The 25,699-nt window shown below is 59.3% G+C and carries 23 protein-coding genes and 2 pseudogenes; 16 read left to right on the top strand and 9 right to left on the bottom strand.

The genetic code is table 11. From position 1 onward, the window contains the following. Positions 1-49 precede the first annotated feature (49 nt). Positions 50-406 (top strand): annotated as a pseudogene (locus ACQZ6J_RS28210) (recombinase family protein); the annotation flags it as partial. Here ACQZ6J_RS28210 and ACQZ6J_RS28215 read toward each other — a convergent pair. The 4 genes and pseudogenes from ACQZ6J_RS28215 to ACQZ6J_RS28230 form a co-directional block, all read right to left on the bottom strand. Continuing rightward, positions 393-905, bottom strand: a complete 513-nt coding sequence (locus ACQZ6J_RS28215; RefSeq protein WP_236774530.1) for a hypothetical protein — start codon at positions 903-905, stop codon at positions 393-395. The pseudogene ACQZ6J_RS28210 and the gene ACQZ6J_RS28215 sit on opposite strands and share 14 nt — an antisense overlap. 150 nt (positions 906-1,055) lie before the next feature. Further along, positions 1,056-1,457: pseudogene (locus tag ACQZ6J_RS28220) on the bottom strand (TniQ family protein); the annotation flags it as partial. After that, a complete protein-coding gene (locus ACQZ6J_RS28225) occupies positions 1,454-2,371 on the bottom strand; it encodes a TniB family NTP-binding protein (protein ID WP_244509911.1) in 918 nt (305 codons plus the stop codon). The gene ACQZ6J_RS28225 and the pseudogene ACQZ6J_RS28220, both read right to left, overlap by 4 nt. Next, complete coding sequence (locus tag ACQZ6J_RS28230) at positions 2,368-4,005, bottom strand: Mu transposase C-terminal domain-containing protein (RefSeq protein WP_047636061.1); 1,638 nt, start codon at positions 4,003-4,005, stop codon at positions 2,368-2,370. The genes ACQZ6J_RS28225 and ACQZ6J_RS28230 overlap by 4 nt, the downstream gene beginning before the upstream one ends. A 326-nt stretch (positions 4,006-4,331) precedes the next feature. Here ACQZ6J_RS28230 and ACQZ6J_RS28235 point away from each other — a divergent pair, with 326 nt between their 5' ends. The 6 genes from ACQZ6J_RS28235 (at position 4,332) to ACQZ6J_RS28260 (ending at position 9,320) form a co-directional block, all read left to right on the top strand. Then, on the top strand, positions 4,332-4,595 hold the full coding sequence (locus tag ACQZ6J_RS28235) for a PepSY domain-containing protein (protein WP_047636060.1): 264 nt from the start codon (positions 4,332-4,334) through the stop codon (positions 4,593-4,595). Positions 4,596-4,598: 3 nt separating this feature from the next. Further along, entirely contained in the window at positions 4,599-5,165 is a 567-nt protein-coding gene (locus ACQZ6J_RS28240) for a cytochrome b/b6 domain-containing protein (RefSeq protein ID WP_047636059.1), read from the top strand. After that, positions 5,162-5,839: a response regulator transcription factor gene (locus ACQZ6J_RS28245; RefSeq protein WP_047636058.1), complete on the top strand. Its 678-nt coding sequence runs from the start codon at positions 5,162-5,164 to the stop codon at positions 5,837-5,839. Before ACQZ6J_RS28240 ends, ACQZ6J_RS28245 begins: the two co-directional genes overlap by 4 nt. Then, the gene (locus tag ACQZ6J_RS28250; protein WP_047636057.1) at positions 5,836-7,152 is read left to right on the top strand and encodes an ATP-binding protein; all 1,317 of its coding nucleotides are present in this window, start codon (positions 5,836-5,838) and stop codon (positions 7,150-7,152) included. Before ACQZ6J_RS28245 ends, ACQZ6J_RS28250 begins: the two co-directional genes overlap by 4 nt. A gap of 89 nt (positions 7,153-7,241) precedes the next feature. Further along, positions 7,242-7,931: a VIT1/CCC1 transporter family protein gene (locus tag ACQZ6J_RS28255; protein ID WP_047636056.1), complete on the top strand. Its 690-nt coding sequence runs from the start codon at positions 7,242-7,244 to the stop codon at positions 7,929-7,931. A 243-nt stretch (positions 7,932-8,174) separates the two neighbouring features. Then, positions 8,175-9,320 carry a tyrosine-type recombinase/integrase gene (locus tag ACQZ6J_RS28260; RefSeq protein WP_047636055.1) on the top strand — a complete coding sequence of 382 codons (1,146 nt, stop codon included), beginning with the start codon at positions 8,175-8,177 and terminating at the stop codon, positions 9,318-9,320. 144 nt (positions 9,321-9,464) lie between these two features. Here ACQZ6J_RS28260 and ACQZ6J_RS28265 read toward each other — a convergent pair whose 3' ends face one another. Next, on the bottom strand, positions 9,465-9,752 hold the full coding sequence (locus ACQZ6J_RS28265) for a hypothetical protein (RefSeq protein ID WP_168600371.1): 288 nt from the start codon (positions 9,750-9,752) through the stop codon (positions 9,465-9,467). Here ACQZ6J_RS28265 and repA point away from each other — a divergent pair. The 3 genes from repA to repC all read left to right on the top strand — a co-directional run bounded on the left by repA (position 9,697) and on the right by repC (position 13,298). After that, on the top strand, positions 9,697-10,911 hold the full coding sequence (gene repA, locus ACQZ6J_RS28270; protein WP_047636054.1) for a plasmid partitioning protein RepA: 1,215 nt from the start codon (positions 9,697-9,699) through the stop codon (positions 10,909-10,911). The two genes, ACQZ6J_RS28265 and repA, sit on opposite strands and share 56 nt — an antisense overlap. Next, on the top strand, positions 10,908-11,897 hold the full coding sequence (gene repB / locus ACQZ6J_RS28275) for a plasmid partitioning protein RepB (RefSeq protein ID WP_047636053.1): 990 nt from the start codon (positions 10,908-10,910) through the stop codon (positions 11,895-11,897). The genes repA and repB overlap by 4 nt, the downstream gene beginning before the upstream one ends. Positions 11,898-12,083: 186 nt before the next feature. Beyond that, a complete protein-coding gene (repC, locus tag ACQZ6J_RS28280) occupies positions 12,084-13,298 on the top strand; it encodes a plasmid replication protein RepC (RefSeq protein WP_047636052.1) in 1,215 nt (404 codons plus the stop codon). 765 nt (positions 13,299-14,063) lie between these two features. On the opposite strand, the gene ACQZ6J_RS28285 is transcribed toward repC, so the two are convergent. The 4 genes from ACQZ6J_RS28285 to ACQZ6J_RS28300 all read right to left on the bottom strand — a co-directional run bounded on the left by ACQZ6J_RS28285 (position 14,064) and on the right by ACQZ6J_RS28300 (position 18,924). After that, positions 14,064-14,279 (bottom strand): ProQ/FINO family protein, encoded by a 216-nt coding sequence (locus tag ACQZ6J_RS28285; RefSeq protein ID WP_077472857.1) that lies wholly within the window; start codon positions 14,277-14,279, stop codon positions 14,064-14,066. A gap of 322 nt (positions 14,280-14,601) precedes the next feature. After that, a complete protein-coding gene (locus ACQZ6J_RS28290; RefSeq protein ID WP_077472856.1) occupies positions 14,602-15,912 on the bottom strand; it encodes a carbon-nitrogen hydrolase family protein in 1,311 nt (436 codons plus the stop codon). Positions 15,913-16,069: 157 nt separating this feature from the next. Beyond that, positions 16,070-18,265: a KGGVGR-motif variant AAA ATPase gene (locus tag ACQZ6J_RS28295; protein WP_068391584.1), complete on the bottom strand. Its 2,196-nt coding sequence runs from the start codon at positions 18,263-18,265 to the stop codon at positions 16,070-16,072. Between the two features lie 2 nt (positions 18,266-18,267). Continuing rightward, a complete protein-coding gene (locus tag ACQZ6J_RS28300; protein ID WP_047636049.1) occupies positions 18,268-18,924 on the bottom strand; it encodes a helix-turn-helix domain-containing protein in 657 nt (218 codons plus the stop codon). A gap of 161 nt (positions 18,925-19,085) precedes the next feature. Between ACQZ6J_RS28300 and ACQZ6J_RS28305 the strand changes: the two genes are divergently transcribed. From ACQZ6J_RS28305 to ACQZ6J_RS28330, 6 genes are all read left to right on the top strand, one after another. Beyond that, positions 19,086-19,544 (top strand): transposase, encoded by a 459-nt coding sequence (locus ACQZ6J_RS28305; RefSeq protein ID WP_047636048.1) that lies wholly within the window; start codon positions 19,086-19,088, stop codon positions 19,542-19,544. Positions 19,545-19,642: 98 nt separating this feature from the next. After that, positions 19,643-20,206 carry a hypothetical protein gene (locus ACQZ6J_RS28310; RefSeq protein ID WP_449086497.1) on the top strand — a complete coding sequence of 188 codons (564 nt, stop codon included), beginning with the start codon at positions 19,643-19,645 and terminating at the stop codon, positions 20,204-20,206. Between the two features lie 225 nt (positions 20,207-20,431). Continuing rightward, positions 20,432-21,181 carry a sulfite exporter TauE/SafE family protein gene (locus ACQZ6J_RS28315; protein ID WP_047636046.1) on the top strand — a complete coding sequence of 250 codons (750 nt, stop codon included), beginning with the start codon at positions 20,432-20,434 and terminating at the stop codon, positions 21,179-21,181. A gap of 360 nt (positions 21,182-21,541) precedes the next feature. Continuing rightward, positions 21,542-23,662 (top strand): ParB/RepB/Spo0J family partition protein, encoded by a 2,121-nt coding sequence (locus ACQZ6J_RS28320; RefSeq protein WP_047636045.1) that lies wholly within the window; start codon positions 21,542-21,544, stop codon positions 23,660-23,662. Between the two features lie 103 nt (positions 23,663-23,765). Continuing rightward, a complete protein-coding gene (locus ACQZ6J_RS28325) occupies positions 23,766-24,422 on the top strand; it encodes a hypothetical protein (protein ID WP_047636044.1) in 657 nt (218 codons plus the stop codon). Between the two features lie 76 nt (positions 24,423-24,498). Next, positions 24,499-25,689: a hypothetical protein gene (locus ACQZ6J_RS28330; RefSeq protein WP_047636043.1), complete on the top strand. Its 1,191-nt coding sequence runs from the start codon at positions 24,499-24,501 to the stop codon at positions 25,687-25,689. Positions 25,690-25,699: the final 10 nt, after the last annotated feature.

The following is a 25,699-nucleotide window of genomic DNA, read 5'->3' on the forward strand; positions in this document are numbered from 1 at the left end:
AATGTTTCAAGCGCGCCCTGTGATCCCGCCGTTGCAGCGGGCTCAGGACCAAAAAAGGCCCCTCGCCTCCCCGCGTCCATCGTCGCGATCAACAATACGGCGTGGCGTAGCTAGCCGCCATGACTGGATGAAGGAACGCCTGCGCTATGCGGTGCATCGGATGGTCCGCGAGAAGCGGGCCGACCCCAAGCTTTTGGCGCGCTCGCTCCGTCGCGCCCCGTAAGATCACCTGATTAAGCTCGTTGCGGCGATTGCCATTGCTGATCCCGGCCCGCCGCTGCGCGATATTGCCGCCCAGCTTGATCAGATGGGAGAGCGGCCGGCGCGCGGTGGGCGCAAATGGCAGCCTTCCTCTGTTCGCCACCTGCTGGACGAAGCACATCGATTTGGCCTCATTCGTCATTGAGGGCGCGGAGCATCAGCCTGCCGATTGCCCGGTTTCTTGCGCGCCCCGCTTTGGACGGCAGAGATTTCCAGCCTTCGCTTTCAACAATGCCGCGAGCGAGCTGCCGGTATTCGGTTTCCGCACGGAGATTTAGGACAGACGCGGCCAGCCTTTGAGGAGGCGCCTGATGATACGCTCGGACCGGCCCGCGCTCGAATTGGCGGAAGGCTTCACGGAGAGAGGCAGAGAGTAGAGGATCCGTGGCGGTCTCCTCAAAGAGGAGGTCGGCTATGGCCGTAATGGTCACGGCCCGCCATGCTGGTGGAAGGCTGGCGAGCGCCGCCGCCCCTGCTGTAACTGACGGTCGCTGGCCATATGGCAGCGGTAAGCCCAGCGCGGTGATAAAGGGCATCCCTTCCGGCTGAGGCGACCAGAGGAATCGGCTTGCCGTCTCGATACGCTCAAACCGCGGTCCGCCCTTGCCGATGGCCTCGCCGATAAGCGAGGCGACCTGCAGCAAGTCTGTTTGATCGCGGCGCTGGAACCTCCTCGCCGAGATAACAGCATCGCATTCACGGCAAAACAGTCTGGCGAGGCCGGCAGGCGTAGACCGAAACTGAAACAGCCCGCTGCGGAAACATCCGCCGCAGTTGATCTCGAGCCCAGTCTTGTGCCGGGGGCAGACCACGGCCTCGACACATGCCCAGGACCGTCGGCAATAGTGGTCCCTCCCCTCCTCGGCATCCTCGTCAAGGCATGTCGGACAAACGCCTCGGTGCGCGGGTTCGCTGACAAATGACGCCCTGCTGCGCCGGGTATTCTGCAGAGACAGTCGCTCTACATCTGCTTGCTTCAGGCGACAGGCTAACGCCCATAAACGGGCCGCCGATGGTTCGGTCGGGATGTCATCGCTGAGGAGATGCGGCTTGGAGACGTCCCAAGCACCACGTATCCAGTTCTCGATCTGCCGGGGCGAGCTGGAGTAATGGCTCGCTACACGCCAACGCCAACAGCTGAGAAGTTCATCCTCATAGGGCCGTGGGGCGATCGCCAGCAGCCGCACCGGTCTCACGGGATTGCACGGCGCTGCAGGCGCGTTTCACTGCGCCGCGCCATCGCGACCAAAGGTAGGACAAGGTTGTCGGCGTCGAAGCTCTCCAAGATAATCCTCTCGTTCCCATTCCGGACCGCTTCGACCGCAACAGTCTCGATGAGGCGAAAAATTCGCACCGTAACGCCGTCGGTCATATCGAGCACCTTGCGGCGCACTGCTGCGGTCCCGAGCTGTGATGGCTCACGCAGAGGCAGTATGCTCCCGAGACTTGCGAGCAATTGGGCAAGCTGCTGCGTATTGGACCAGCGCTTCAGGTGAAGGGCTTCAAACCTTTCGGCAAGCTGCGGATCCGTCAACAGCGCCTGTCGGGCAAGATCGGTCCCGGCGCAGATCAACGGGACTTTCAGATCATTCGCCAGAAAGCGAATGACGTTGAGGAAGACTCGTTGCTGCCGATATGTCCCCGTCAACATGGCATGGATCTCATCGATGATCAGCATCCGTACACCCATCCTCCGCATCAGGGTTCGGCACGTAGTCTTCAGTCGGTAAGTTGCGTCTCCACTTGGGCCCGGTGCACTCAGTGCATTGAGGAGCTCACCGTAGACATCGCGTTCGACGGGTTCGGCTGGCATCTGCATTGCCACGACCGGCATGTTCGTCACCCCGGTTCCACGATCGAAGACGGGCTGATGATTGCGAAGAAACTTTCTGATGATTTTTGTCTTTCCCATGCCGGTATCGCCGTAGAGAAGCAGACAGGGCATTCGGTCCCGCGGCGGATAGGAGAGCAGATCCTCAAGCCGCGTCAGCGCAGCTTTTGCATCGGCTGTCTCCAACCAGCGATCGGCACGGATCCAGGCGACCCGTTCTTCGATCCCCATCTCGGCATACTGGCGATAGGCTGGTAGGATATGGGGGTCCTCCGTCACGACCATTCCTCCACCGACAACGGTGCCAGATCGGAGAAATTGTCCTCGTCGGCATCATCTATTGTCTCCACATGCTGCCGGTCGGTCGCCGCCAGCGCTCGCGACCGTCTCTCGGCTCCCCGGCGGATGCTCCGTGTTTGGCGGCCTGCCACCTCGACAATTTGTCGCTGGGCTTCGATGGTCTCGAAGATTAGATGCTCATCGACCGATTGCAGACCACGAGCCCTCAAAGCGGCGACGGCCTGCCGGTGCTCGCCGAGCGTGATCCGCGGCCGGCTGAGGTCTGCAAACCGAACCGGCCAGCTTTCGCCGTTTGGCCCGTCGACGAACACGCAGGAAATGTCGCGAGGATCGTAACGGACCCGCATCTTGTCCGGAACACCGGTCAACGGGCTCAGGACATCATCCCAATATCTGAGGCCGAACAGGTGCAGTCCGTCGCGACGTATGATGCGTTCCTCGAACGGCAGGAAATCCAGAACGAAACGGTGTTCGTCATAGGGAAGCCGCAGAGGCTCCCGACGCGAGAGGACGGCATCTTCCCAGGCCAACCGAGGCGGAATTTTTAGCGCCCGGTGGATATCAGCGTGATGGCGGCCGATGATCTCAAGGGTGAGCCACCGCTCCAGCTCGTCAAAAGTCATGACTGCATGCTTTTGGGGATTGTAATCGCCACAAGAGCCAATATCGCTCGACGTTGAACCGGGCAGAAAGTGAACGGCGCCCATCATGGTGCCGATAAGCCGCTCGATGTGACCGCCGTAATGTGGGCGAGCAACTGGTCGATGGATGAGATTGATGCCGTGCTCGGCCGCTCCCCACGCCAGCGCTTTTCCCCGAAACTCCCGAGCATTATCGAGATGGATGGCGGTGGGCAGACCGTGGACGGGCCAGTCGCCAGCCGCGTTTCGCTCCGCGAGCCACGATGTCTTCGGCAAAACCATGTGCCGGATGGCCAAGGCGACCGACGTTGACGATGGATGTTCAAGGCTCAGGTAGAAGCCGGCCACCATGCGGCTGGCGACATCGATCGCCAACGTCAGCCAGGGACGCTGCAATGGTTGGCGGTTTACAGCGTCGACAACGAAGAGATCGACCAAGGTATGATCGATCTGAACGACCTCCATCGCGGCTCCGGCTGAGTACTCATCGGTAACGGGTTTGTATTGCTGACGGGCGACGCTGGCCCCCTCTCGGGCCTTGGCCAGCTTCTTCTGGTCGGAGCGATCGATGCGAACCTTCACGGCTTTCCAGGAAGGTGCAGGTATGTCTCGCTGACGGCAAATGACGCGGACATGATCATGAACGGCGGTGATCGTCGGCCGCTCACGACGGCAATAGGTTTCCTGGATGGCGCAGGTGACGGCATCTTCCTGTTCCGATGACAAGAGCCGCCTCCCCTTCTCTGGCCCGGGCGTTTCATCCAGCAATGAGGAGGTGACCGGTTTTCGCCGGAATTGGGCGAGCAGCTGATAGAACCTTGTTGGCTTGAGGCCCAACTCCCTGCACGCGGCAAGTCTGTCCGGAGCGGTCAACTTCTTTTCGAAAGCGATGGGCCGGATGACGGCTTCGCGATTAACCGCCTTTTGCCAAGCGGCCTCTCTGACAAGCATCCTGTCGGGTGTCTGCGCCATTGGAACCTCCTAGCCGAGCTATCAGCTCGGCCACGATCAATCGCTGCACCTAGCAGAATGCCCCGCAACGATGACAGTCAGAAGACACATCGAGTTTGCCATGCACCACTTCTGCGATGAGAAACGGCAGATCACGGCATGGCACTGGCCAGCCACCACGCAGCACGTGATTTTTGCGCCTCATCGAGAGATTGGCGACGTGGCTGCTGTGCCAATGTGCGGATTGGGCGGCTCATCACCAAGTACATGGCCGTACAGCAAACAGACAGGAAACCGCCGCTATCCATCGGTCGTCGCCCGACCGGGTGTAACCAAAGGATCGAAACATGCTGAAACTCATCGCCACAGTCGCAGTCATCGCAGCAACGCCGGCACTGGCCTTCGCTAGCCCGAGCTGCACCAAGGAACCCAAGTCCAAGTGGATGACCGAAGACGCCATGAAGGCCAAGATCGACGCGCTCGGCTACAAGGTCAAGACGTTCGAGGTCACGGGCAACTGCTACGAAATCTACGGCAAGGACAAGGATGGCAAGCGCGCCGAGGTCTATTTCAACCCTGTCTCCGGCGACATTGTCCAGAAGGGTGATTGATCGATGACCGCCATCCGTTCAAGACCGGGGGGCGGCTCGCCCTCCAACAGTGGCCAGCAGGACATAAAGGTCTGGGACCCGGTGGTCAGGATTTTTCACTGGACCATCGTGACTGCCTGCATGCTCAACCTCTTCATCCTTGAAGAAGGAAAATACTGGCATCGCATGACGGGCTATGTTGTCGCGGCCGCCATTGCCGTGCGGATGATCTGGGGCTTCGTCGGCACCCGACATGCAAGGTTCTCCGACTTCTTCCCGACCCCCCGCAGGTTGAAAAATCAGCTTCGGGCTATCGTCAGCAGAAACGAGAAGCGCTATCTCGGCCACAATCCCTTGGCCTCGGTCATGATGCTCCTCCTGATGGCGCTTCTGGCGACGACCGCTCTGACTGGATGGATGACGACGCTCGATGCTTTCTGGGGAGAGAAGTGGCTTGAGCAATTGCACGGCACGATTGCCAACAGCATTATGGTGCTCGCCTTCATCCACGCCGGCGCAGCCATCGTGGAGAGCTGGAGGCATCGGGAAAACCTGGTGTGGTCTATGGTAACAGGTCGAAAGAAGGCATGAGAATTCTGCTGATCGAGGATAGCGCCCGGCTTCGCGAACTCGTTTGCGAGCTCGTGCGCAAGGAGGGTTGGAAGATCGACGCCTTCGGAACCGCCGAAGAAGGACGCTTCGCTCTTCGGGAGAATGGGTATGACCTTCTTCTCCTCGATCTCGGCCTGCCTGACGAAGATGGCATTCCCGTCCTTAAATCCTTGAGGTCTGCCGGCATACAAACGCCGGTCCTCGTGCTGACGGCCAGGGCTGCGATCGACGAGCGAATATCCGGTCTCGATGCGGGCGCGGACGATTACCTGACGAAACCGTTTCACAATGGGGAGCTCACCGCCCGCATACGGGCCCTGATCCGTCGATCGCCCAGCACCGCGATGCCCGTCCTGGAATTCGCCGCGCTGACGCTCGATGTCGCGTCGCGACAAGTCTTCTGCGCGGGCAACGAGATCGCGCTCACTCCGTCGGAGAAAGGACTGCTCGAACTCCTGATGCGTAATGGCGGGAAGGTCGTTTCCAAGTCCAAGATAGAGCACGCCTTCTCCGAGTTCGGCGACGAGAGGAGCAGCAACGCCGTCGAGCTGGCGGCATCCCGTCTGCGCAAGAAACTCGAAAGCCACCCGACGCGCGCGTCGATCGAAACGATACGGGGCGTTGGCTACCTGATGCGCGAGGTTCGGGATTGAGCCGCCTGCGTCCGACACTTGGAGCCATTCTGGCACGTCGCATCGCCTTCTTCGCGGTGCTGGCCATGCTCCTGCAACTCGCCAACGTCTTTGCGGACTACTACTGGAATGTCGGCGAGCTCTCACGGCTTTTCGTGGAACAAGAGACCGAGCGCCTCGCATCCGGAATCACGATCGACAACGGCTTGGTCAACTACAGTTTGCCTGACAGCGTGAAGGATCGCTATCGAAACGAGAGCACGGGCTATGTCGCCCGGATACGCGACGCTGACGGAACGCTGGTCTTCGAATCCTGTGACAGGGCATGTCAGGATCATTTCCTCCCGCGCGACGTTAACCCGCCGGACTTCTGGCTGCGATCGATCAAACCGGGCAAACCGCTTTCGCTCGTCGGTGGACGGGCGTTCATGATTGGCGAACGGCGCTTCCTGGTCGACATCGCGACGATCGACGATACCGCCGACGTCATGTCCGATGTCCTCTGGAACGAAGTGCTGGAGCACATGATCGTGCCGATGAGCATTCTGCTGCTATTGGTGTTCGGCGGAACCTTGTTTGCAATACGACAGGCCCTGCGGCCGGTGCGCGCGGCCGCCGACGCCGCCGACCGCATCGATCCCCTGGATTCGCGGTCGCATCTGGACCCCTCGGATATGCCGCGAGAGATTGCCCATCTCGCCACTGCGGTCAATCAGGCGTTCGAACGCGTGGGCGAACTGATGACCTCACAGAAGGTGCTGACGTCGGGGATTGCCCACGAAATCCGGACGCCGCTCGCTGCGCTGAAGCTCGAACTCGGCCAGATCGATCATCCACGCGCGAGGAAAGCGGAGGCTGACCTCGATGATCTCGTGCGTTTCGTCGCGCAGATCACGGCACTCGCACGACTGGACAGCGTCGACCACGGCATGTTCGAGGATATCGACCTGGTCGCGTTGTCATCGTCCGTGGTCGAACAGCTGGCTCCGTGGGTGTACGATAACGAACACACGCTGGAACTCTTACCAGATGTCACAAGCAGTCATGTGAGGGGAGCGCCATCTCTCTTGAGAGATGCTCTGCGCAATCTGATCGAGAATGCGGTTCGGCACACCCCGGATCACTCGGTGATCTCCTTGAAGGTCGGTGAAAGAAGCATCACGATCGAGGATCGTTATCCACCGTCAACGACGCGGGCTCCCGGTATAACGCGCTCGCACGACGGGCTTGGCATAGGGCTGAGGATTGTTGGCCGCATCGCCGAACTTCATGGAGCTTCTCTGATCAGGTCGGAAGCGTCTTCGGGCCAAACCTTCGAGATCAGATTTTCGTAGCGGCACACGACAGTATGTCAAAATTAGAATGCTTCTAAAATAACGCGAACATTCGCGGTTCTCCCTCGTCGCAAGGAAGGCTGGTAGCAATGACCCACAGTGAACGACATTCGATAGATCGCATTGGCTGGTTGCGCGCCGCCGTCTTGGGCGCAAACGACGGGATCATCTCCACCGCCAGCCTTATGGTCGGGATCGCCTCCGCTTCGCCGACAGCAAATGAGGTTATCGTCGCCGGATTCGCCGGGCTTGCAGCCGGCGCGATGGCCATGGCAGCTGGTGAATATGTCTCCGTCAGCTCACAGTCGGATACCGAGGCCGCAGACCTCGCGCGCGAGAAACGTGAACTCGAAGACGCCCCCGAACTCGAACTTCAGGAGCTGGCAAGCATCTACCAAGCCCGTGGTGTGTCGCCGGAATTGTCGCTTGAGGTGGCGCGGCAGTTGACCGCCCATGACGCGCTGGGCGCACATGCCCGCGATGAACTCGGTATCACCGACACATCCACCGCCCGTCCGGTACAAGCTGCGTTGACGTCAGCCGCAACATTCGCGACCGGCGCGGCCATTCCACTGCTCACCGCCATTCTGGCACCTGGCGGTTCAATACATCTGGCCATTCCGGCAGTGTCGCTTGTCGCCTTGGCTCTACTTGGTGCTCTCAGCGCACGCGCCGGGGGTGCCAACGTTCCGAAGCCGGCATTCCGAGTGGCTTTCTGGGGAGCGCTTGCGATGGTGACCACGGGCATCGTCGGCGCGCTGATCGGCAAGGCAATCTAAAAAACAACGTGATCGCCATACGCATCTTCAGCAAGGATGTCTGTTCAGACAATAGGCGTCCTTGTGTGGCGTCTTACGCCGTATGGTTAACGGTTGAATGATGAACATGTCCACACATCGCGCATTCCGGCGAATCCGGAAGATTCCAATGATCCTGGCAGGGAATAAGCTGTAACATTCCAACGGAATTGATTCTGCTCAATCAAGCGGATCGACACTCGGTGTGCCCGATCAGGAGCCAAAATGCCGCCATCGCAGAAATCCGCCGTCCAACGCCGATCGGAAGAACTCGACAACATTGCCGCCGTCCTGCCGCTAGAACGGCGCGACGAGCTCGCGGAGTTGTTGACCGACCAGGATGTCGAGACGCTGCGCCATCTCGTCAACCAAGGCATGGGCGACAACACACTCAGAGCGCTGACCTCCGATCTCGCTTACCTCGAGGCCTGGGGACTGGCGGCCACCGGAAAATCACTGCCCTGGCCGGCGCCCGAGGCGCTGCTGCTCAAATTCGTCGCGCAACATTTGTGGGATCCGGAAAAGCGGGCAGTCGATCTCGATCATGGCATGCCGCCCGACGTCGCCGACAATCTGCGCCGGCAGGGTTTCTTGAAATCGACCGGCCCGCATGCGCCGGCAACCGTGCGCCGTCGCCTGGCCAACTGGTCGACACTGACGAAATGGCGCGGCCTCGAAGGCGCCTTCGCCTCCCCTGCCCTCAAATCCGCCATTCGCCTTGCCGTGCGCGCGGTCCCGCGGACCCGAAAGCGGAAGAGCGCCAAGGCCGTCACAGGCGACGTTCTGGCAAAGCTGCTGGCGACGTGCTCAACGGACAGCCTGCGTGATGTCCGCGACCGAGCAATTCTCATGGTCGCCTTTGCCTCCGGCGGCCGCCGACGCAGTGAAGTTGCCGCTTTACGCGTCGAGCAGTTGACAGTCGAGCCGCCTGTCGAGGCGCCCGAGGGCCCTCCCCTCCCCTCACTCGCCATCCATCTCGGCCGAACCAAAAACACGACGGGCGAGCAGGATGACGTCGTCTACCTCACAGGTCGGCCTGTCGAGGCGTTGAAGGCCTGGCTGGCGGCGGCGAAGATCGACAAGGGCAGCGTCTTCAGGGGAATCGGGCGCTGGGGTACTGTTTCGCGACGGGCGATCGATCCGCAGTCGGTCAATGCGATCATCAAGCAGCGGGTGGAACTGGCTGGATTAGAGCGTGGGGAGTTTTCCGCACACGGATTGCGGTCTGGATATTTGACCGAAGCCGCCAATCGGGGCATTTCTCTTCCGGAGGCGATGGAGCAATCTCGTCATCGTTCGGTGCAGCAGGCGTCGAGTTATTACAACAGCGCTACCCGACGGACCGGGCGCGCGGCCCGATTGTTCTCGTAGTCATTTGTTTTGTCGGTATTGCTATCCGCGGCGCCTTTGAAGTCGAATAAGGTTGTGGGCTGGACACGCCACCGCACTGAGTCGCTCGGTTCTCCACCCGAAAGCAAGCTCCGACGCAGGAAAACGAGGCATGCGCCTGTATTCTCAACTGCTTTTTGCGAGGACTTTCGGATGTGCGCCTAAATACGTCAAACGCTTGTTTCGCTTGGAATTTGCGGGTGAAGAGAGCCGATTTTCCTTTAAGACCAGCAGGTTCGTTAAGAATTCGTTTACCATAAATAGCTTGCCCGCACGCCAGAATCGGGGCTTATTGCAACAGCGGTGTAAATCGGTTTTGGCCGCCCCAAAGCGCTGTTGTGAAATATCGGGCTGAAAAATGAAGCGAACGGCTGAGAAAAAATTGGCGGCACAGGAGACGTTGGTCGAACTCATCGAACGGCACTCCTCTGCGCTTGCAGCGCAGCTTCAAGCTCATCACCTGAGCACTTTCCCACCGGTTGCCGAGAAAGGGATTCGGCATTTCCAGCCATCAGAAGCTGCCAAGCTCGTGGGTGTCAAGGAGGTCTACCTTCGTCAGGTATCGAACGATATCGAAGATCTTGAGGTGAGCACGACGGCGGGCGGCCGCCGTTCGTATTCGGTCGAAGACATCGACAAGATCCGCAGGCATCTCGATCGTGTCGGCCGCGCTGACAGGCGGTATCTTCCGCACCGACGCGATGGCGAAGCGCTACAAGTTATATCAGTCATGAACTTCAAGGGTGGCTCCGGCAAAACCACAACGGCGGCGCACCTGGCGCAGTATCTGGGATTGCGGGGGTACCGGGTTCTTGCTCTCGATCTGGATCCGCAGGCGAGCCTGTCGGCGCTCTTCGGCAACCAGCCCGAACTGGATGTCGGTTCCAACGAAACCATGTACGGCGCGATCCGATATGATGACGAGCGCCGGCCCGTCCAGGAGATCATCCGTTCGACATACATTCCCGATCTCCACCTGATCCCGGGAAATCTGGAGCTTATGGAATTTGAGCACGATACCCCGCGCGCGCTGATGAAGCGCCAAGTAGGCGATGTGATGTTCTTCGACCGGGTTCGCCAGGTTTTGGACGAGGTTGAAAGCAACTACGATGTGGTTGTCATCGACTGCCCGCCGCAGCTTGGCTATCTCACGCTGTCCGCCCTCACCGCGGCGACGTCGGTGATAGTGACGGTTCATCCCCAGATGCTGGACGTTATGTCGATGAACCAGTTCCTGGCGATGGTGGCTGAGCTCCTTCGGGAGGTGGCCACAGCGGGGGGAAACGTCGACTTTTCGTGGATGCGCTACCTGATTACGCGCTTTGAGCCTGCCGATGGGCCGCAGAACCAGATGGTGGGCTATTTGCGGTCGATCTTTGGTTCCCACGTCTTAAATTTCCCAATGCTCAAGACGACGGCCGTTTCTGATGCCGGACTGACCAACCAGACCCTTTACGAGGTCGAGAGAGGTCAGTTTACGCGCAGCACATACGACCGTGCCCTCGAGGCGATGAACAACGTCAATGAGGAAATCGAAACCCTGATCAAGAAATCCTGGGGGAGAGCCGCATGAGCCGGAAGAACCTTCTAAACCTCGTACAGGTCGATGCTGCGCGTCCGGCAAAGACACAGGGCCGCCCGCTGCTTTCAACGTCTGTGCAGTCTGACGAATCCTCGGCGGACAACAAGCTTGTCAAGCAGGTCGGGTCCACGATCCGTGAGGAGAAGGCCCGTCAGGCCCGTGCAGATGAGATCGAGCGGCGACTTGCAGAGGGCCAGACTGTGATCGAGATCGACCCCGGCGAGGTCGAGCCTTCCTTTGTGCAAGACCGCATGCCCGGCGATATCGACGGGCTGATTAGTTCGATTAAGGAGCAAGGCCAGCAGGTGCCTATTCTTGTCCGCCCGCACCCGGACCAGGCCGGCCGCTATCAAGTGGCGTTTGGTCACCGTCGGCTTCGCGCCGTTCAGGCGCTTAAACGCCCGGTCAAGGCAATCGTTCGCGATTTGACGGATGAGCAACTCGTTGTGGCGCAGGGACAGGAGAACAACGAGCGCGAGGATCTCACTTATATCGAGAAAGCCCTCTTTGCCGACAATTTGCAGCAGCGCTTTTCCAGGGACGTCATCATGTCGGCCCTGTCTGTCTATAAGAGCGATCTATCTTACATGCTGTCTGTCGTGGTCAGGATCCCCCGGGATCTAATCAATGCAATCGGTGCCGCCCCGGGTGTGGGGCGCCGAAGCTGGGTTGAGCTCGCAGACCTGCTTGCCAAGGACGGATCGCTCGATTCGGCCAAGCTGTTTCTCGAATCGGCGGAAACTAAGGCCCTCCCCTCTGAGGCACGCTTCAAGGCTGTTGTCGCGCACTTGAAACCGCGGCCAGCTCGAGCGGCTGTTGACGTGTGGACCGCCGACGACGGAAAGCGCCTTGCGAGAGTGCTGAACACGGACGGGAAACTGGAAATCGCCATCGACAGGAAAGAAGCGCCTGAGTTTGCCGCGCTCGTCCTGGAGAAGCTTGAAAAACTGTATCGCGAGCACCGCTCAGCGAAATAGCACGCTGGATCAACAAGCCACGGAGTCAAAACCGCAAAAGAAAAGAGCCCCCTCAACGTCGCCGTCGTGGAAGCCCTTATCTGTTCTGTAGCAAGACAGAGAATCGCATTTCCATGAATCTTCGTCAAGAGTCTCGGCGCCATTTTGGTGAGCTCATTTTTTTTGCCTTCTGAAAGGTGAAAGACGATGCATACGGGAAATGTGACGACGCCGTTTGGGCGGCGGTCGATGACGCTTGCCCTCGTGAAGCGGCAACTGGCTGCGAACGAGATCAAGCCTGGTAAGTCTGTCGAAAAGTGGAAAGTGTTCCGAGATGTTGCTGAGGCCCGGGAAACGCTTGGCCTTCAGGATCGCAGCGTCGCCATCCTGGATGCGCTTCTAACGTTCCTTCCGACCAATGAACTGCGCCAGGACGGACAGATGATTGTCTTTCCTTCGAATGCTCAGCTGACACTGCGCGCCCACGGCATTGCTGGGGCCACGCTTCGGCGCCATCTCGCAATCCTCGTCGACGCCGGTCTGATTGTGCGAAAAGACAGCGCCAACGGAAAGAGATTTGCGCGGAAGGATCGTGACGGCGATATCGAAACGGCCTTCGGCTTCGACCTGTCTCCGCTTCTGGCGCGGGCTGATGAACTTGCTTTGATGGCGCAGGAGGTCGTGGCTGCCCGTGTTGCGTTCAGAAGGGCAAAGGAGACACTAACAATATGCCGAAGGGACGTTCGTAAACTGATCAGCGCGGCTATCGAGGAAGGCGCGGAGGGCGATTGGCAAGCAATCGAGGACATTTATCTCAATCTAATAGCTCGCCTCCCCCGCACACCGTCGCAGGCAGACGTCGGTAACGTGCTCAGCGAAATGCAGTTGCTTTATGCTGAAGTGCTTAGGCGTCTGAATATTCACGAGGAAATCGAAATTAATAGCACCAATGATGCTCATAATGAGCGCCACATACAGAATTCAAAACCCGAATCCATCCGTGAACTTGAACCTCGCTCTGAAAAAGAGCAGGGGGCGAGGTCTGGTGGAGTTGATTTGCCCTCGCGTCTGGCGACCACATCCTTTCCGTTGAGCGTTGTGCTAAAGGCGTGCCCGCAGATTTGCGACTATGGACAAGGCGGTGTGGTGGGAGGCTGGCGTGATCTGATGTTGGCTGCCGTTGTTGTCAGATCGATGTTGGGTGTGAGCCCATCGGCTTATCAAGATGCTTGCGATGTGATGGGGCCGGAAAATGCGGCAATCGCGATCGCCTGTATTCTCGAGAGGGCGAACTTTATCACCTCGCCTGGTGGCTACTTGCGCGATTTGACCGGGCGCTGGGAACGAGGAGAGTTTTCGCTCGGCCCGATGGTCATGGCGCAGCTGAAGGTGAACAGTGGGGCAGCAGTTAGACGCGCCTAGCTGCTGCCCGGAGTTTTAGTCGCGCCTCTTTTATCTCGCGTCAATTTTAAGCCGTTTGATGCGTGTTCCCGCCGTTCCGGGAGTGGCCTCGCCAAATTCGTCTCGGGGTGATTGTCCCTCAAGGGTGCAGGGCATTCGGTGTCGAGCCGGATCCGGGCGGTGATATAGAAATGCGGAATTGGTCGGTGTTTCAAGATGGGCGTAGACACGAGGTGTCGAGGTTGTTCGGTGGGAGTCTAACAAGGCGTATGCAGACATCTGAGCCTTGAACATATTGGTGCATGCGCGACGATCATTGGAACTCCCGATCGCCGCCAGAATAGGGGTTCGACGCCACCGATCGGAGAGGCACCTGGGCAGCGTAAAGAGGTGAGGGCAGGCCCACTTCTGCGGTGTGAAGTTAGGCGCGCCTAACTTGCCTGTGTCAGTGGCGCGCGCAACATGGATTCGACCTCTGCTCGCCGGTCATCCTTTAACATGGCTCGATCATTGCCAGCTAGGGCACCAAGACAGGGTGCGAGATTTGGGGCAGGCTAACGGGCGACCTTGAAGCGTACACATGATGGGTGGCTACGAGTTAGGCGCGCCTAACTTCAAACGTGTCGACGCGCGCAGCGGTGCGAAAAATCTAGTGGGGTGCCGGACCGGGAGTTCTTTTTCGTGAAAGCAGGGCGGCGCGGAGTATTCCATTTTTGCTTGGTATTATAGCCGCGACATTGTCATCAACGATAGCAGGCGAGGGTGGTCCTTTGTCCCGCTTCAAGGTCATAAAGCGCTCCTGCGCCAGCATTCGGTCAGCTGCAGAGACCGGCTCAACCACTCACCTTCTAAATCATAACGCATGGCGTTTGGCTGGGCGCTCGCGAAATAGTACCGCTTTGAATGGACATACGCAGCGACTGCGCGTCTCAGGACAGTCGTTCCAACGCGGGGATTCAAGCGGCTTTTGAGATCTTCGAACAAGCCGCTGTCGTTTGGCATTTAACTGTAAGAATGCGCCCGTTCCGGCAGCTCATGGCACTTAATCTGAGATTCGCCAGTTGGTTTTTCGGCGCTTGACGCTCTCCGATTCCGAAATAGCGTTCTGTAATATTTCGCATTTTCCGATGAAGCTTGGCCATCGGTGGTCATCTTTTTCCAGGTGGTGAATCTCACACTAAGTGCCAAATCGAACCGGCGAATCTCAGATTAAGTGCCTGATCTCAATTTAAGTGCCGCGCTATCTTGTTGAATTATTGGATGCGGAGTCTTGCGATTAAATGCAAAACGACATTACCAAAGCGAGGCCGTCGCGTTCGCGGGTTCAGCTTTCCTCGACCAGCTTGTGTTTTTTCCAGGTTCTCGGGTTCCATTCGACCAGCATATGATGGCCTAAGGCTGGCCCGCCCGTTTCAAGGTGCAGAGCACGCATCTCGACCGATCCATCGAAGCAGAAGCCGGTGCGGACGGCGTTCGGTCCGGTTTCAGTGAGGTTCTGCTTACCGAGACTGCGAACCTCGAGGGTGGCAGAACAGCTGACGACAACACGCGAGCCGGTCTTGCGACCAATTTCAACGGCGCGACGGTATTCCCACCGACCGAATACGAGGCCCACATCCAGGACCGGCGTCAAGATCCAGTCGGGTTGTGCATGCAGCGCAGCGTCTCCGCCCGGCGTCTGTTGCTCAAGATCTTCGCAAATCAGCACCATCACCCGCCCAAGTCCGAGGATGTCGCAAAGCACCAATTCGCTTCCGGTGGCGCAATCTTCCATGTGCGAGTCATCGTCGTGACCGTCTGCGCGGGGTAGGGCGCACTGCTTCATACGGGGCGCGGCCATGTTGAACGCATTCAGCTTGCGTTGACGAAACAGGACTTCGCCGGCACCCGTCATGACAACGGCCTCATTGAACGGCCTGTCGAGCCCTTTTGACCTCTCTTCGGAAGGGCCGCTTCCCGTCAGTACCAACGAGTGACCTAAGCGGGCCGCCCGGCGCAACGTTTCGGCAAGGCCCATAACCGCTGAGCTGGTGGCGACGAGTTCAGGCAAGACAACGAGGCCCGCTCCCTTATCCAACAGAGCCGAGACTTCGTTTTCGATCCTGACGTCCGTAATCGACGAACGCGGCACCGTGTCCAGAAACGCTTTATGGCGTCGGTCCGACACCGAAAATTCGAAGTCGTCACGATCCTCGGCAATTGGCGCAAGGCCCACTTTTTGAGCCGCGTCGTGCGAAACATAGATTTGACTTGGCGGCGGCGCCATCGGCCGCAATTTGAAACTTTTCTGCAGGTCAGGAACGAAGCTCAGAAAGGAAAACTGATGAGCGAGCGCAACCCCACTTTGTTCTAATCCCTTTGTCCGCTCCTTGCCCGGCATCAACAGGCCTTTGGGAAGGACGAAGCCTTTGCCAGACAACTCGGCATAGGCGCCTGTCATCGTCCGCTCCGCCCGCATCGCCGCCAACATCTGTCCACCTGCCGATGAGCGGCCAGGGAGCCGCGTCTTGATAGAGGGATGGATGCGCATCGCTACCTGGTCGAGGGCGCACATCACCACAAAGGCACGTTCATGGGGCGTGTCGACCTCACAGCTGAACGCCACCAACCGGCGGCCAAGATAGTCGGTTACCATGGCTGGAACGTCTGCAGTTGACGCTCCCTCCAAGAGCTCGACGAGCCGCCCGAATTCAGCTGCGTGCCGTCCGGACCATGGGGCAAGCGTCGCCTCAGCCTCATAGGGTTCGACGATTTGCCACAATTCCGCGAATAGTTGTCCCGGTTTCATGACGTCAGATCGGCTTGCGGATGAAGGTTTGCAGCAGGGGGACAAGTTGCGAGAAGTCCGTTCCGTCATGTCGCATCTTGTCGGTCAGCGCTCGCATGGCCGGAACGAAGGTTGAGGCGCCTTGTTCATCACTCCTGGTCAGCGTTGACAACAGTTCATTGAAATACAGATCGCCATGCTCCGAGCTTGCGATCGCCCGTTGAAAAAGACCGAGCGCTTGCTCCGTCAGCGGTGCGCCGCTGCGGATATTCGACAGCAGTGTCTCCATTGCCTCGTGTTCCCGGCCGGCATCGAGAAGGATCTCTGCTTCTTGGAGCGCCACTCTCGGGAGCGACTGGAAATCGGCTGAGGTGCTTTTAATACGGAAAAGCGCTTCGTCGAATTGGCCGCGACGCCGATACAATTCCGACTGGCACAGGAACAGCTCATCCTGGACGCGGTCCCGTCCGCCATCTGCCGGCAGAAGTCGGTCGGCGTGCAGTAATACCTGACCTGAAACTTTTTCAAAACGCTCATCCCCGATCTCCATCGCGACCTTGAGGCGCGTGATAAGGATCTCTATGATCTCGCCGAGATCCCTGTCGCGGGCGGTGGAGGTTTGCGAAAGAAGTTTGACCGCTGCGACGATCGCGCGCTCGGCGCCACTTCCGTCACCTCTTTCGAGAAGCTTGCTGGCCAGCAGACGCTGGGTTCTCGCCGGTTCGATCTCGTTGCCAACGGGTAGAGCGCGTCTCCCAATTGCGCGATAGATCTCGGCTATCTCCTTGTACGTCTCGATGACCTCGTCGGCGCGGCCCAAAGTGTCGAGAATTGCGGCCTGACGGTCGAGCAGTCGCGCGTGACGCCATTTTGCGATCGGCGATTTTTCTGCCCGCCACAGGCGCTCAGCATTGCGGCTCAAGCCGAGGGCTTTCTCGAACTCGCCATTGCGCTGCAGCAAGCCGGCGATATCGTCAAGGATCAGTGCATATCGCGTCGCATACGTGGTTGGTTCCTCGTTGTAGGCGCGGCGGGCAAGTTGTTCCGCTGTTTCGGCGAAGGTTGCTCCGGTTCGGAACGAAAGCCGGTTGTCGCGCCGCAGGACGAAACTCAATGCGGCTTCGGCAAGCGACATCAGCCATTCGGGCCTTTCACCATCGTCTGCGACCGCATTGTCCAACCAGAACTGGACCTGGCTCCAGGCGTCCAAAGTCGGTTGGTCGCTGATGGCTCGCAGGTCAAACAGCCGGGGATCGTCGAATGCGGCGCGGCGCCAGTATGATGATAGAACGTCTGCATCGACTGGCCGAATGCCTATTTTAGTAGAGCCGGTAATCCGGCGGGCCAGGTCGTGCATGGCATCTAGGAGAGACCCTCTTTCATCTGGGTACTCTTCAAAGACAGCAAGCTTCTCTTCGAAAGCGCACCACGGATAATTGCGCACTTCCGCCCGCCGGAGACTTTGCTCGACCTTGCGCGGTCCGCCCTCGATAAGGTCGATGAACCGCTGCGCGGTGTGACGTCGCGCCGCCTCGACAGTCGAACGTTCCTCGACCCGGCTGGGTACAAACTCCATTTTAAGCGCCGGTTTCTTCTGACTTTTGCGCGCCTCCTTGATCGAACGCGCGATCGCAGCCGTCCCCTCGATACTTTGACGGTTGTAGACAAGGCAAAGGACGAGAGCGTCGGGGAGCTGTGAGGTGCAAATACCGGCGGTATCGGCAACACCCGTTCGACTGTCGATTAGAACATGGGTGTAGCGGTTTCGAGCCCACTTCAGAATGGCATTGATAAACGGCTCACCGTCGAAACGTTGATAGAAACCGTTCCAGTCGAGACCGCCAACCTTGTGGCTATAATGCTCGTCCTGGCGACCGGCGCCGATAAAGTCCAGACAACCTGATCCCTTCAATGGCAGATCAAGAGGCTGGACGATGTCGCTGCAGTCGCCGAGCTTGAATCTGTCCTTGCGATCCGGCTGCGCGTTGAGTTGCTCGAGATAGTCCCAAACGCGGTCGATCAGGCCATTGCTTTCGCCCTGATCCGGGTCGCTTAGGAACGGATGAAAATAGCGGTGCAACCCTGGTGCTTCCAGATCCCAATCGATCGCAAGCACTCTTTCATCGTTCGAAGCCAGTGCCCAGGCGACGTTTGCCAGCGTCATGCTGCGCCCACTTCCGCCCTTGTAAGAGTAGAAGGTCGTAACCTGTGACTTTGCCATGGCTAACCTGTCGCACTTATTCTGGGAACCTCAGCCGTGCGCACATCGGGCGGGGTGGGCCGGTTGTCGAGGCTGAATCCGAGATTGACAATCTTGCTCTGGGCCAATGGCGCGCGGCGCGCAGCCTCGACACCTTCATCGACAACCAGCCGGCCGACAGGCGTCAGAGCGTTGTAAAGGTTCCGTCCGTGTCGATGGCTGGTGACCATCTCCATCGCCCGCAGTTCGTCCAGCAGACGCGAAATATATCCTTTGTCCTGGCCAAGTGCTGCGGCGATCTCGGTGTTGCGTAGAGATTTTACGGCCAGCATATCAAGAATGCGCGCGAACGGCTGCTGCTTTGCCTTCTTGATCGCGTCCTCGTCAGCTGTGGCTGACGCTGCATACCCCATGATATCCAAGGCCGCTGCCAGCCGCCCGGCAGCGTAATCCGGGGACAAACGATCAGCCCGGATCTTGCTTCGCAACGTGCTGAGCGCTCCTGTTGCTGCTTCGACACCTTGGCGTAACACCGGAGCCGCCGCAGTGGGCAGGACGTCAGCGACAGTCTCCATTGAGGCATTGAGAGCCAAGTCAACTCTCTCGGCAACTGTTTTGAAATCGTCTTTTGCGATTAGATCTCTTACGATATCGAAGCTATTCCACAAGGGGTTACGCATGATGAGCTTCTCCTGTTATGTTACAGATAGGGGTAGTCAACGATTTTGTCAACGGTGACTGCCGCGGGTGTTTCATGCTGGTGTAAAAGGCCGTGGACCAGGCGACGTTGACTCTTTCCCGCGCCTGGCCGAAAACGCATGCAACGATGCGAGGATCAACGATGATCGAAGACGACGTTCTGACACAACCGGATAGCGCCGAGACCAAAGCTGAAGTCGAGAAGACGAAAGTGACCGGACGCGGCAAACGGTCGAGCCCCAACAAGGCTGCGGCGGGCAAGGTTGCCAGCAGCGTTCAGAAGAGCGACAAGCCGAAGGCACGAGGCTTGAGTGACACGGACAAGCTTGAGAAGATCAGGCAGATCGAGGTAGCCGTCGCCGGCGGGGCAACCCTGAAAGATGCCGTGGGTGCGGCCTCGATCTCCGACCAAACCTATTATACATGGAAGAAAGCCGTCGCCGCACCAACGTCTGGGACGTCGTCCAGCCCAGTTGCTGTTGACGACGAGTTTGCCGAATTCATTCAGCTCGAGGAAGAGAATCGCCGACTGCGCAAACTGCTTGGCGAAAAACTCCGCACCGAAAACGCCGAACTGCGCAAGCGGCTCGGGATCACCTGATCAACTTGGTTTTGACGATGACGCTGCGCGGGACAGGATTTACTGGCCGCCGCTGTCGATGAAATTGACGAATTATGAAAATACCACAACGGCCCTTCGTGGTCGAATACAAGGCGAACAGGCGGCAAACCCAGACGCGACCTTCTTCCATTTGGGGCAGCCTTGATCTGCAGGCTGTGGCCCGACAGGTCGAGGCCGACGGGATTTTGCCTGATACCGGACATTCGGTTGCGAGGCCGACAGTCAACGACCCAAAACCGGCTGAAACCCCCGTCCCGTCGCCGGATCTCCTTGCCATACCCGAACATAATCCCCAGGGACCTGCTGCTGGCATCCTACCCGAGGGAATTGGCGCGGCGAAGCAGGAGCTTTCATCAGAGGCTGCGGCAACCGAGAAGTCCGTGCCGCCGACGCCGCGGCATGTGCGCACTCCCGCTGCGTCGAGGCGGACCGTCGTTGCCTCGGTGCAGACTGAGCCTGCATCGATCCCGGCGATGACCCCCGTCAACGATCGCCGGGCGGGCCTACCACCAGACAACCACATGGATGACCTCAACGCACTCGACGCAGAAAACCGCCGCCTGAAACGTCTCCTGATGGCCAAGCTCCGTGACGAAAATCGGGCACTTCAGACGATGTTGTGCCGGTTCGATACCGAATGAAGAAGGCGCTGGGCGAAAGCGGTTTTTTTGCCATTTGAGTGAGGTTGGTCGGCGCATCTCAGGCAAGCTCCCCGACGTCTCCTGTTGCGAAGCGTCGCATTCATCCGTGCATGGACTGTTCTTGCGGGCGCGGCAGCGATCTGGTTAGAAGGTGATCCATAGGATCGTCGCCTTTGCCTCGAAGACGAAGGCGGATGGTCGCATCGCCCGGGGTTTTTTCCGACCATGTTCGATCTTTTGCTGCTTTTCGTGGCTGGCTTCCTCGCCGGCAGTATGAACGCGCTGGCCGGTGGCGGTTCGTTCGTGTCGTTGCCCGCCCTGATCTCCGTTGGCGTCCCGTCCGTGATCGCAAACGCGACCAGCACCTTCGCTCTCTTTCCGGGAGGCTTGGCAAGCTCCTGGGTCTATCGTGAGGGCGTAAGAGATGTATGCGGTGTCGGGGTCAAGCCGATTGCAGTTGCCACCATCACAGGCGGTGTCACCGGCAGTATCCTTTTGCTTTTAACGCCCACGACGACATTCGACGTCATGCTGCCATGGCTCTTGCTCATCGCCACGTCCATGCTCATTCTCGGACCCAAGCTCGGCATTCGGCTGCAACGGGCAAAACGCTCGCAGACCGCGCTTGTCTTGCCGATCCAATTACTGCTTGGCATCTATGGCGGCTATTTCGGCGGAGCGGTGGGACTGATGATGCTCGCCGCGTGGAGCCTGCTTGGCGGCGGTGATATCAAAAGTCTCAATCCGACCCGCATGGTCATGGTGACCGCCGCAAATGCGGTGGCTGTGATCGTCTTTGTGCTGGCCGGCGCAATCGCCTGGCAACAATGCCTGCCGATGATTGCGGGTGCCTTTGCGGGTGGCTGGAGCGGAGCCCATCTCGGGCGCAGGCTGCCGGCGCCGATTGTCCGGGCTATCACCGTCGTGGTTGCCCTCCTGACCACCGTCATTTTCTTTGCAAGAGCCTACCTCTAGTCGACCAAGGGCTGGCTGCAGACGCTGTTGAAAAATAATCGAGGGACTCCGTTATCGACGCGTCGCGTTCCGGCGTCCGGTAAGCCGGGAATACGATCGATTTCCAGCAGGCCATTGAGACCGAGTGACTGGTATTGAAATGGCGTTTGGCACTTCTGTGGTTGCCGCCCGCGGCAGCCTTCACCCGAAAGGCTTCCATCCACGCAATATTGCCGGATCTTGGCCGAACGAGAAGCTTCGCCGGTGGAAGGGACGGTGGGGCATGGAGAAGGGGGTAGAGGGAGAGGAGGGAGGTGAAAGCTGTGACGGATTGAGAGGGTTGGAGAGAGGCTCCGCCCGGTCCGTCATGGAGAAATTGACATGGCTCAGGCTATGGAGAAAATCACCCTCAGTGCAGCTCGGGATATTCCCTTCAACAAGCTGGTGCTCAGCCAGCAGAACGTCCGCAAGATCAAGGTGGGCGTCTCGATCGAGGATCTGGCGGAAGACATCGCTCATCGCGGGCTGCTCACCAGCCTCAACGTCCGTCCCGAACTCGACGGCGACGGCAACGAGACCGGAATCTATCGTATTCCTGCCGGCGGTCGTCGCTATCGCGCCCTTGAACGCCTTGTCGTGCAGAAGCGTCTGGCAAAGACTGCGGGTGTCCCGTGCATCGTCAGTAAGGGCGAAACGCTCGAGGTAGAGGACTCGCTCGCCGAAAACGTCCAACGCGTCAGCCTACATCCGCTCGATCAGTTCCGCGCCTTTCAGACCCTGCGCGAGCAGGGCCTCGGGGAGGAGGAGATTGCGTCGCGCTTCTTCGTCTCGGTAGCCACCGTCAAGCAGCGCCTACGGCTGGCTTCCGTCTCGACGCGGCTTCTCGATCTCTATGCCGATGACGAGATGACGCTGGAGCAAATCATGGCTTTCTCAATTGCGAACGATCACGTTCGCCAGGAGCAGGTCTGGGACACGATCTCGCGCTCGCATAGCCGCGAGCCGTATTACATTCGCAGGCTGCTGACCGAAACCGCAATCCGTGCCAGCGACCGCCGCGCCGTCTACGTCGGCACTGAATCTTACGAGGCCGCCGGCGGTGTGACCATGCGCGATCTGTTCGACCAAGATCAGGGCGGTTGGCTGCAGGATCCGGCGCTCCTGGAGCAGCTCGTAATGGATAAGCTCAAGGCTGACGCCGAGGCGATCCGGGTGAACGAAGGCTGGAAATGGGTCGAAGCCGCCTTCGATTTTCCCTACGGCCACACGTCCGGTCTGCGCCGCTTCTACGGCGAGCAGGCCGAAATGACGGAAGACGAACTGGCCCGCTTTGACGCAACCCGTGCGGAATACGACAAGCTGGACGCAGAGTATGCGGAGGCGGACGAGTACTCGGAAGCGACCGAACAGAAACTAGAGGAGCTTGGTGCCGAGCTCGACCGGCTCAACGACCGCCCTTACGTGTTCGACCCGCAGGAGGTCGCCCGCGGCGGTGTCTTCGTTTCGCTCGGCGCCGGTGGTGAGCTCAAGATCGAGCGCGGTTTCGTTCGGCCGGTAGACGAACCACAGGCCGTGGGAAGTTCAACCGAAGATGTCGGCGGCGATATCACAGATCATGGTAGCGACCCGTCGTCTCCCAGCGGCGACGGCGTTCAGGCGGACGACGAGGACGAAACGCTCAAGCCGCTTCCCGACCGCTTGGTTCTCGATCTGACAGCGGCGCGCACGGTTGCTTTGCGCAATGCGCTGGCGAACAATCCGGTCATCGCCTTCATCGCGGTTCTGCACGCGTTCGTCCTGAAGATCTTCTACGTCTACGGCTCGGATTCATGCGTGGAGGTAACGCTGCAAAGCGCCCGCTTCAGCCAGACTCCCGGCCTCGGCAATACGGTATGGGCGAAGGAGATTGAGCAGCGGCATGAAGGCTGGGGCCAGGATCTTCCCAAGGATCCGAATGATCTCTGGGAGTTCCTGATCAAGCTCGACGAGGTCAGCCGGCAGGCTCTGTTTGGCCATTGCGCTTCGCTGTCGGTCAACGCGGTCATCGAACCCTGGAACAAGCGGACCCGGGCGATCGCCCATGCTGACCAGCTGGCCCGCTCGATTGGTTTCGACATGGTGGGGGCCGGCTGGACACCGACAGCCGACAACTATCTCGGTCGCGTCACCAAGGCCCGCATCCTGCAGGCGGTCCGAGAAGCCAAGGGTGACCAGGCGGCGGAGCTGATCGGCCATCTCAAGAAGACCGATATGGCCCGCGAGGCCGAACGACTGATGACAGGTTGCGGCTGGTTACCGGAACCGCTTCGCATGACGATCGGGGAAGGCACGATCGAAAGCGACGCTGTCGCAGATAGTGCCGTCCAGCCCGAGGTGGTTGAGCCTGTATTCGAAGCTTCAGACCTGCCGGCCTTCCTGCTCGATGAGCCAGGAACATCGAACGATAACGCCGGCGATACGGAGAATGAGATTGACGGCGGGCACCTCGCCGCCGCCGAATAGATTCATAAGCATCGCATCCGCTGACCCGATCGCCTTTGCGGTCGGGTCTTCTTTGCAACCAGCCCGGCCCCCGTGCCGGGTTTTTCCGTTTCAGGAGGCACCAATGCCCGACTTCACGATTGAGACCACCTACCACCTGCCGGTCTTCCGGCATCGCACTTACGCGGCTGACACACTGGACGCGGCGTGCCGTGCTGCTATCGAGGATGACAGTTGGGATATCGCCGAGAAGGATTTCGATTCCTCGGGACCAATTCATATCACCGGCATCTGGAACGGCGCACATGCGGCCTATGCGGGTCCGCCCATCCAGGTCCCGCAGCAATTCGAAGAGCCTGTCCAGCGCCGGGCGCGTCATTTCGAGATCCTGCTCGGACTATTGAAGATCCTGTTCGATGACGTCCGTGCGGCCCGGCCACCGTCGCTCGATTGGCTCGCGCGATCTGCCTGGGCGATTGCCAGAGGAGAAGCCATTCTCGCCGGAGACCCGGATCCTGAAGAGCCGGTCGACCCGCCAAAGCCGTCCCACGTCCTGGTCAGGCTTCAAGAGGATGGTGTGCGCGACGCAATCACGGCGGTGCTCGAAGTCGATCCGAGTTTCAAAGCTGTAGGGCGGGAGGCCGTGACCGACGACGAGGTCCACGCCGCATGCCTGTCCATCGCCACCACGATGGATTTTTCCGACGTGGTGGGAAGCGCCGAATTCCAGGCCGCGCTCTCGGCGATCCGCTCGGCGCATCGTCGACTGACCTCCGATTAATCCTTCTTCTTCCCCAGACATCCCTCAACCTCGCCCGGCCACCGCGCCTGGGTTTCGTCTTATGGAGACAATCCAAATGAACTCCCTTGCTTCCACTAACCAGCCCGCTTCCTCCGGCTTCAAGGTCGATATCTCCCGCGGTGAACGCATCGGACGTGTCTCGTCGGAATGGTTCTCGCGCCCCGACGACGAGCGGTTCCTGTCGCTGACCGAACTCCACGATACCGTTCGATCCCGCGCCGACCGCGCGCATGCACGAACCCTCGAAAGCGCCGCGATCCGCGTCGAGGCGACACGCGACAACGCCGAACGGCTCGAACTCCTCGTCCCTGGTCAGCGCCAGCCGATTGCACCGACCCATTGGAGTTACGGTCAGCTCTGCAGCCTCGTGGGCGCACCCGCCACCTATATGCGCCAGTTACCGGCGCCACTCGCTGCCATCAACCTGCAGCATGGCCTGCTCAATCACCGCGCCGAATTGGTCAAGACGTTAGAATTGGACGATGGTCGGGTTGAACTGCGGGCCGTCACCGGACCGGAATATGGCCGCATCTGGGACCACGAACTGGTCTCGGCAGTGATGAAGATTGCGGGCAATGGGACCGGCGACACGATGTGGAAAGTGCCGGGGGTGCTCGATTGGGCGACCATGACCCACAATCCCTTCGTCGATATCACCAAGGACACCACGACGCTTTATGCCAGCGACCGGGACGTTTTCCTGTTCCTGGTCGACGACACCCATCCGATCGAGGCCGGCCGGTTGCCGAATGGCGAGCCAGATCTCTACTTTCGCGGCTTCTATGCCTGGAATTCCGAGGTCGGCTCGAAAACGCTCGGCATCGCCTCCTTCTATCTGCGAGCGGTCTGCGCCAATCGAAACCTCTGGGGCACGGAGAATTTCGAGGAGATCACCATCCGCCACTCGAAATTTGCCGCCCAGCGGTTCGCGCATGAGGCAGCGCCCGCGCTGACCAGCTTTGCCAATTCGTCGCCTGCGCCATTCATTGCCGGCATCAAAGCGGCACGGGAGCGGATCGTCGCGCGAAAGGATGACGATCGCGAAACCTTCCTGCGCCGGCGTGGATTTTCGAAAGGCGAGACCGGCAAGGTGATCGACATGGTGCTGTCGGAGGAGGGGCGGCCGCCGGAATCGATCTTCGATTTCGTCCAGGGCATTACGGCGCTCGCCCGCACCAAGACCAATCAGGACACGCGCCTGGAGCTCGAAGGCAAAGCAAAGAAGCTGCTCGAAAGCGCCGCCTGACATGTTCATG

This window comes from Rhizobium sp. A37_96, assembly GCF_053521765.1.

Coding starts and splice junctions, on each gene's coding strand:
- ACQZ6J_RS28230 (WP_047636061.1), bottom strand. CDS start 4,005: ATGGCGCAGACACCCGACAGGATGCTTGTCAGAGAGGCCGCTTGGCAA.
- ACQZ6J_RS28235 (WP_047636060.1), top strand. CDS start 4,332: ATGCTGAAACTCATCGCCACAGTCGCAGTCATCGCAGCAACGCCGGCA.
- ACQZ6J_RS28240 (WP_047636059.1), top strand. CDS start 4,599: ATGACCGCCATCCGTTCAAGACCGGGGGGCGGCTCGCCCTCCAACAGT.
- ACQZ6J_RS28245 (WP_047636058.1), top strand. CDS start 5,162: ATGAGAATTCTGCTGATCGAGGATAGCGCCCGGCTTCGCGAACTCGTT.
- ACQZ6J_RS28255 (WP_047636056.1), top strand. CDS start 7,242: ATGACCCACAGTGAACGACATTCGATAGATCGCATTGGCTGGTTGCGC.
- ACQZ6J_RS28260 (WP_047636055.1), top strand. CDS start 8,175: ATGCCGCCATCGCAGAAATCCGCCGTCCAACGCCGATCGGAAGAACTC.
- repA (WP_047636054.1), top strand. CDS start 9,697: ATGAAGCGAACGGCTGAGAAAAAATTGGCGGCACAGGAGACGTTGGTC.
- ACQZ6J_RS28265 (WP_168600371.1), bottom strand. CDS start 9,752: ATGAGTTCGACCAACGTCTCCTGTGCCGCCAATTTTTTCTCAGCCGTT.
- repB (WP_047636053.1), top strand. CDS start 10,908: ATGAGCCGGAAGAACCTTCTAAACCTCGTACAGGTCGATGCTGCGCGT.
- repC (WP_047636052.1), top strand. CDS start 12,084: ATGCATACGGGAAATGTGACGACGCCGTTTGGGCGGCGGTCGATGACG.
- ACQZ6J_RS28285 (WP_077472857.1), bottom strand. CDS start 14,279: ATGCCAAACGACAGCGGCTTGTTCGAAGATCTCAAAAGCCGCTTGAAT.
- ACQZ6J_RS28290 (WP_077472856.1), bottom strand. CDS start 15,912: ATGGTAACCGACTATCTTGGCCGCCGGTTGGTGGCGTTCAGCTGTGAG.
- ACQZ6J_RS28295 (WP_068391584.1), bottom strand. CDS start 18,265: ATGGCAAAGTCACAGGTTACGACCTTCTACTCTTACAAGGGCGGAAGT.
- ACQZ6J_RS28300 (WP_047636049.1), bottom strand. CDS start 18,924: ATGCGTAACCCCTTGTGGAATAGCTTCGATATCGTAAGAGATCTAATC.
- ACQZ6J_RS28305 (WP_047636048.1), top strand. CDS start 19,086: ATGATCGAAGACGACGTTCTGACACAACCGGATAGCGCCGAGACCAAA.
- ACQZ6J_RS28315 (WP_047636046.1), top strand. CDS start 20,432: ATGTTCGATCTTTTGCTGCTTTTCGTGGCTGGCTTCCTCGCCGGCAGT.
- ACQZ6J_RS28320 (WP_047636045.1), top strand. CDS start 21,542: ATGGCTCAGGCTATGGAGAAAATCACCCTCAGTGCAGCTCGGGATATT.
- ACQZ6J_RS28325 (WP_047636044.1), top strand. CDS start 23,766: ATGCCCGACTTCACGATTGAGACCACCTACCACCTGCCGGTCTTCCGG.
- ACQZ6J_RS28330 (WP_047636043.1), top strand. CDS start 24,499: ATGAACTCCCTTGCTTCCACTAACCAGCCCGCTTCCTCCGGCTTCAAG.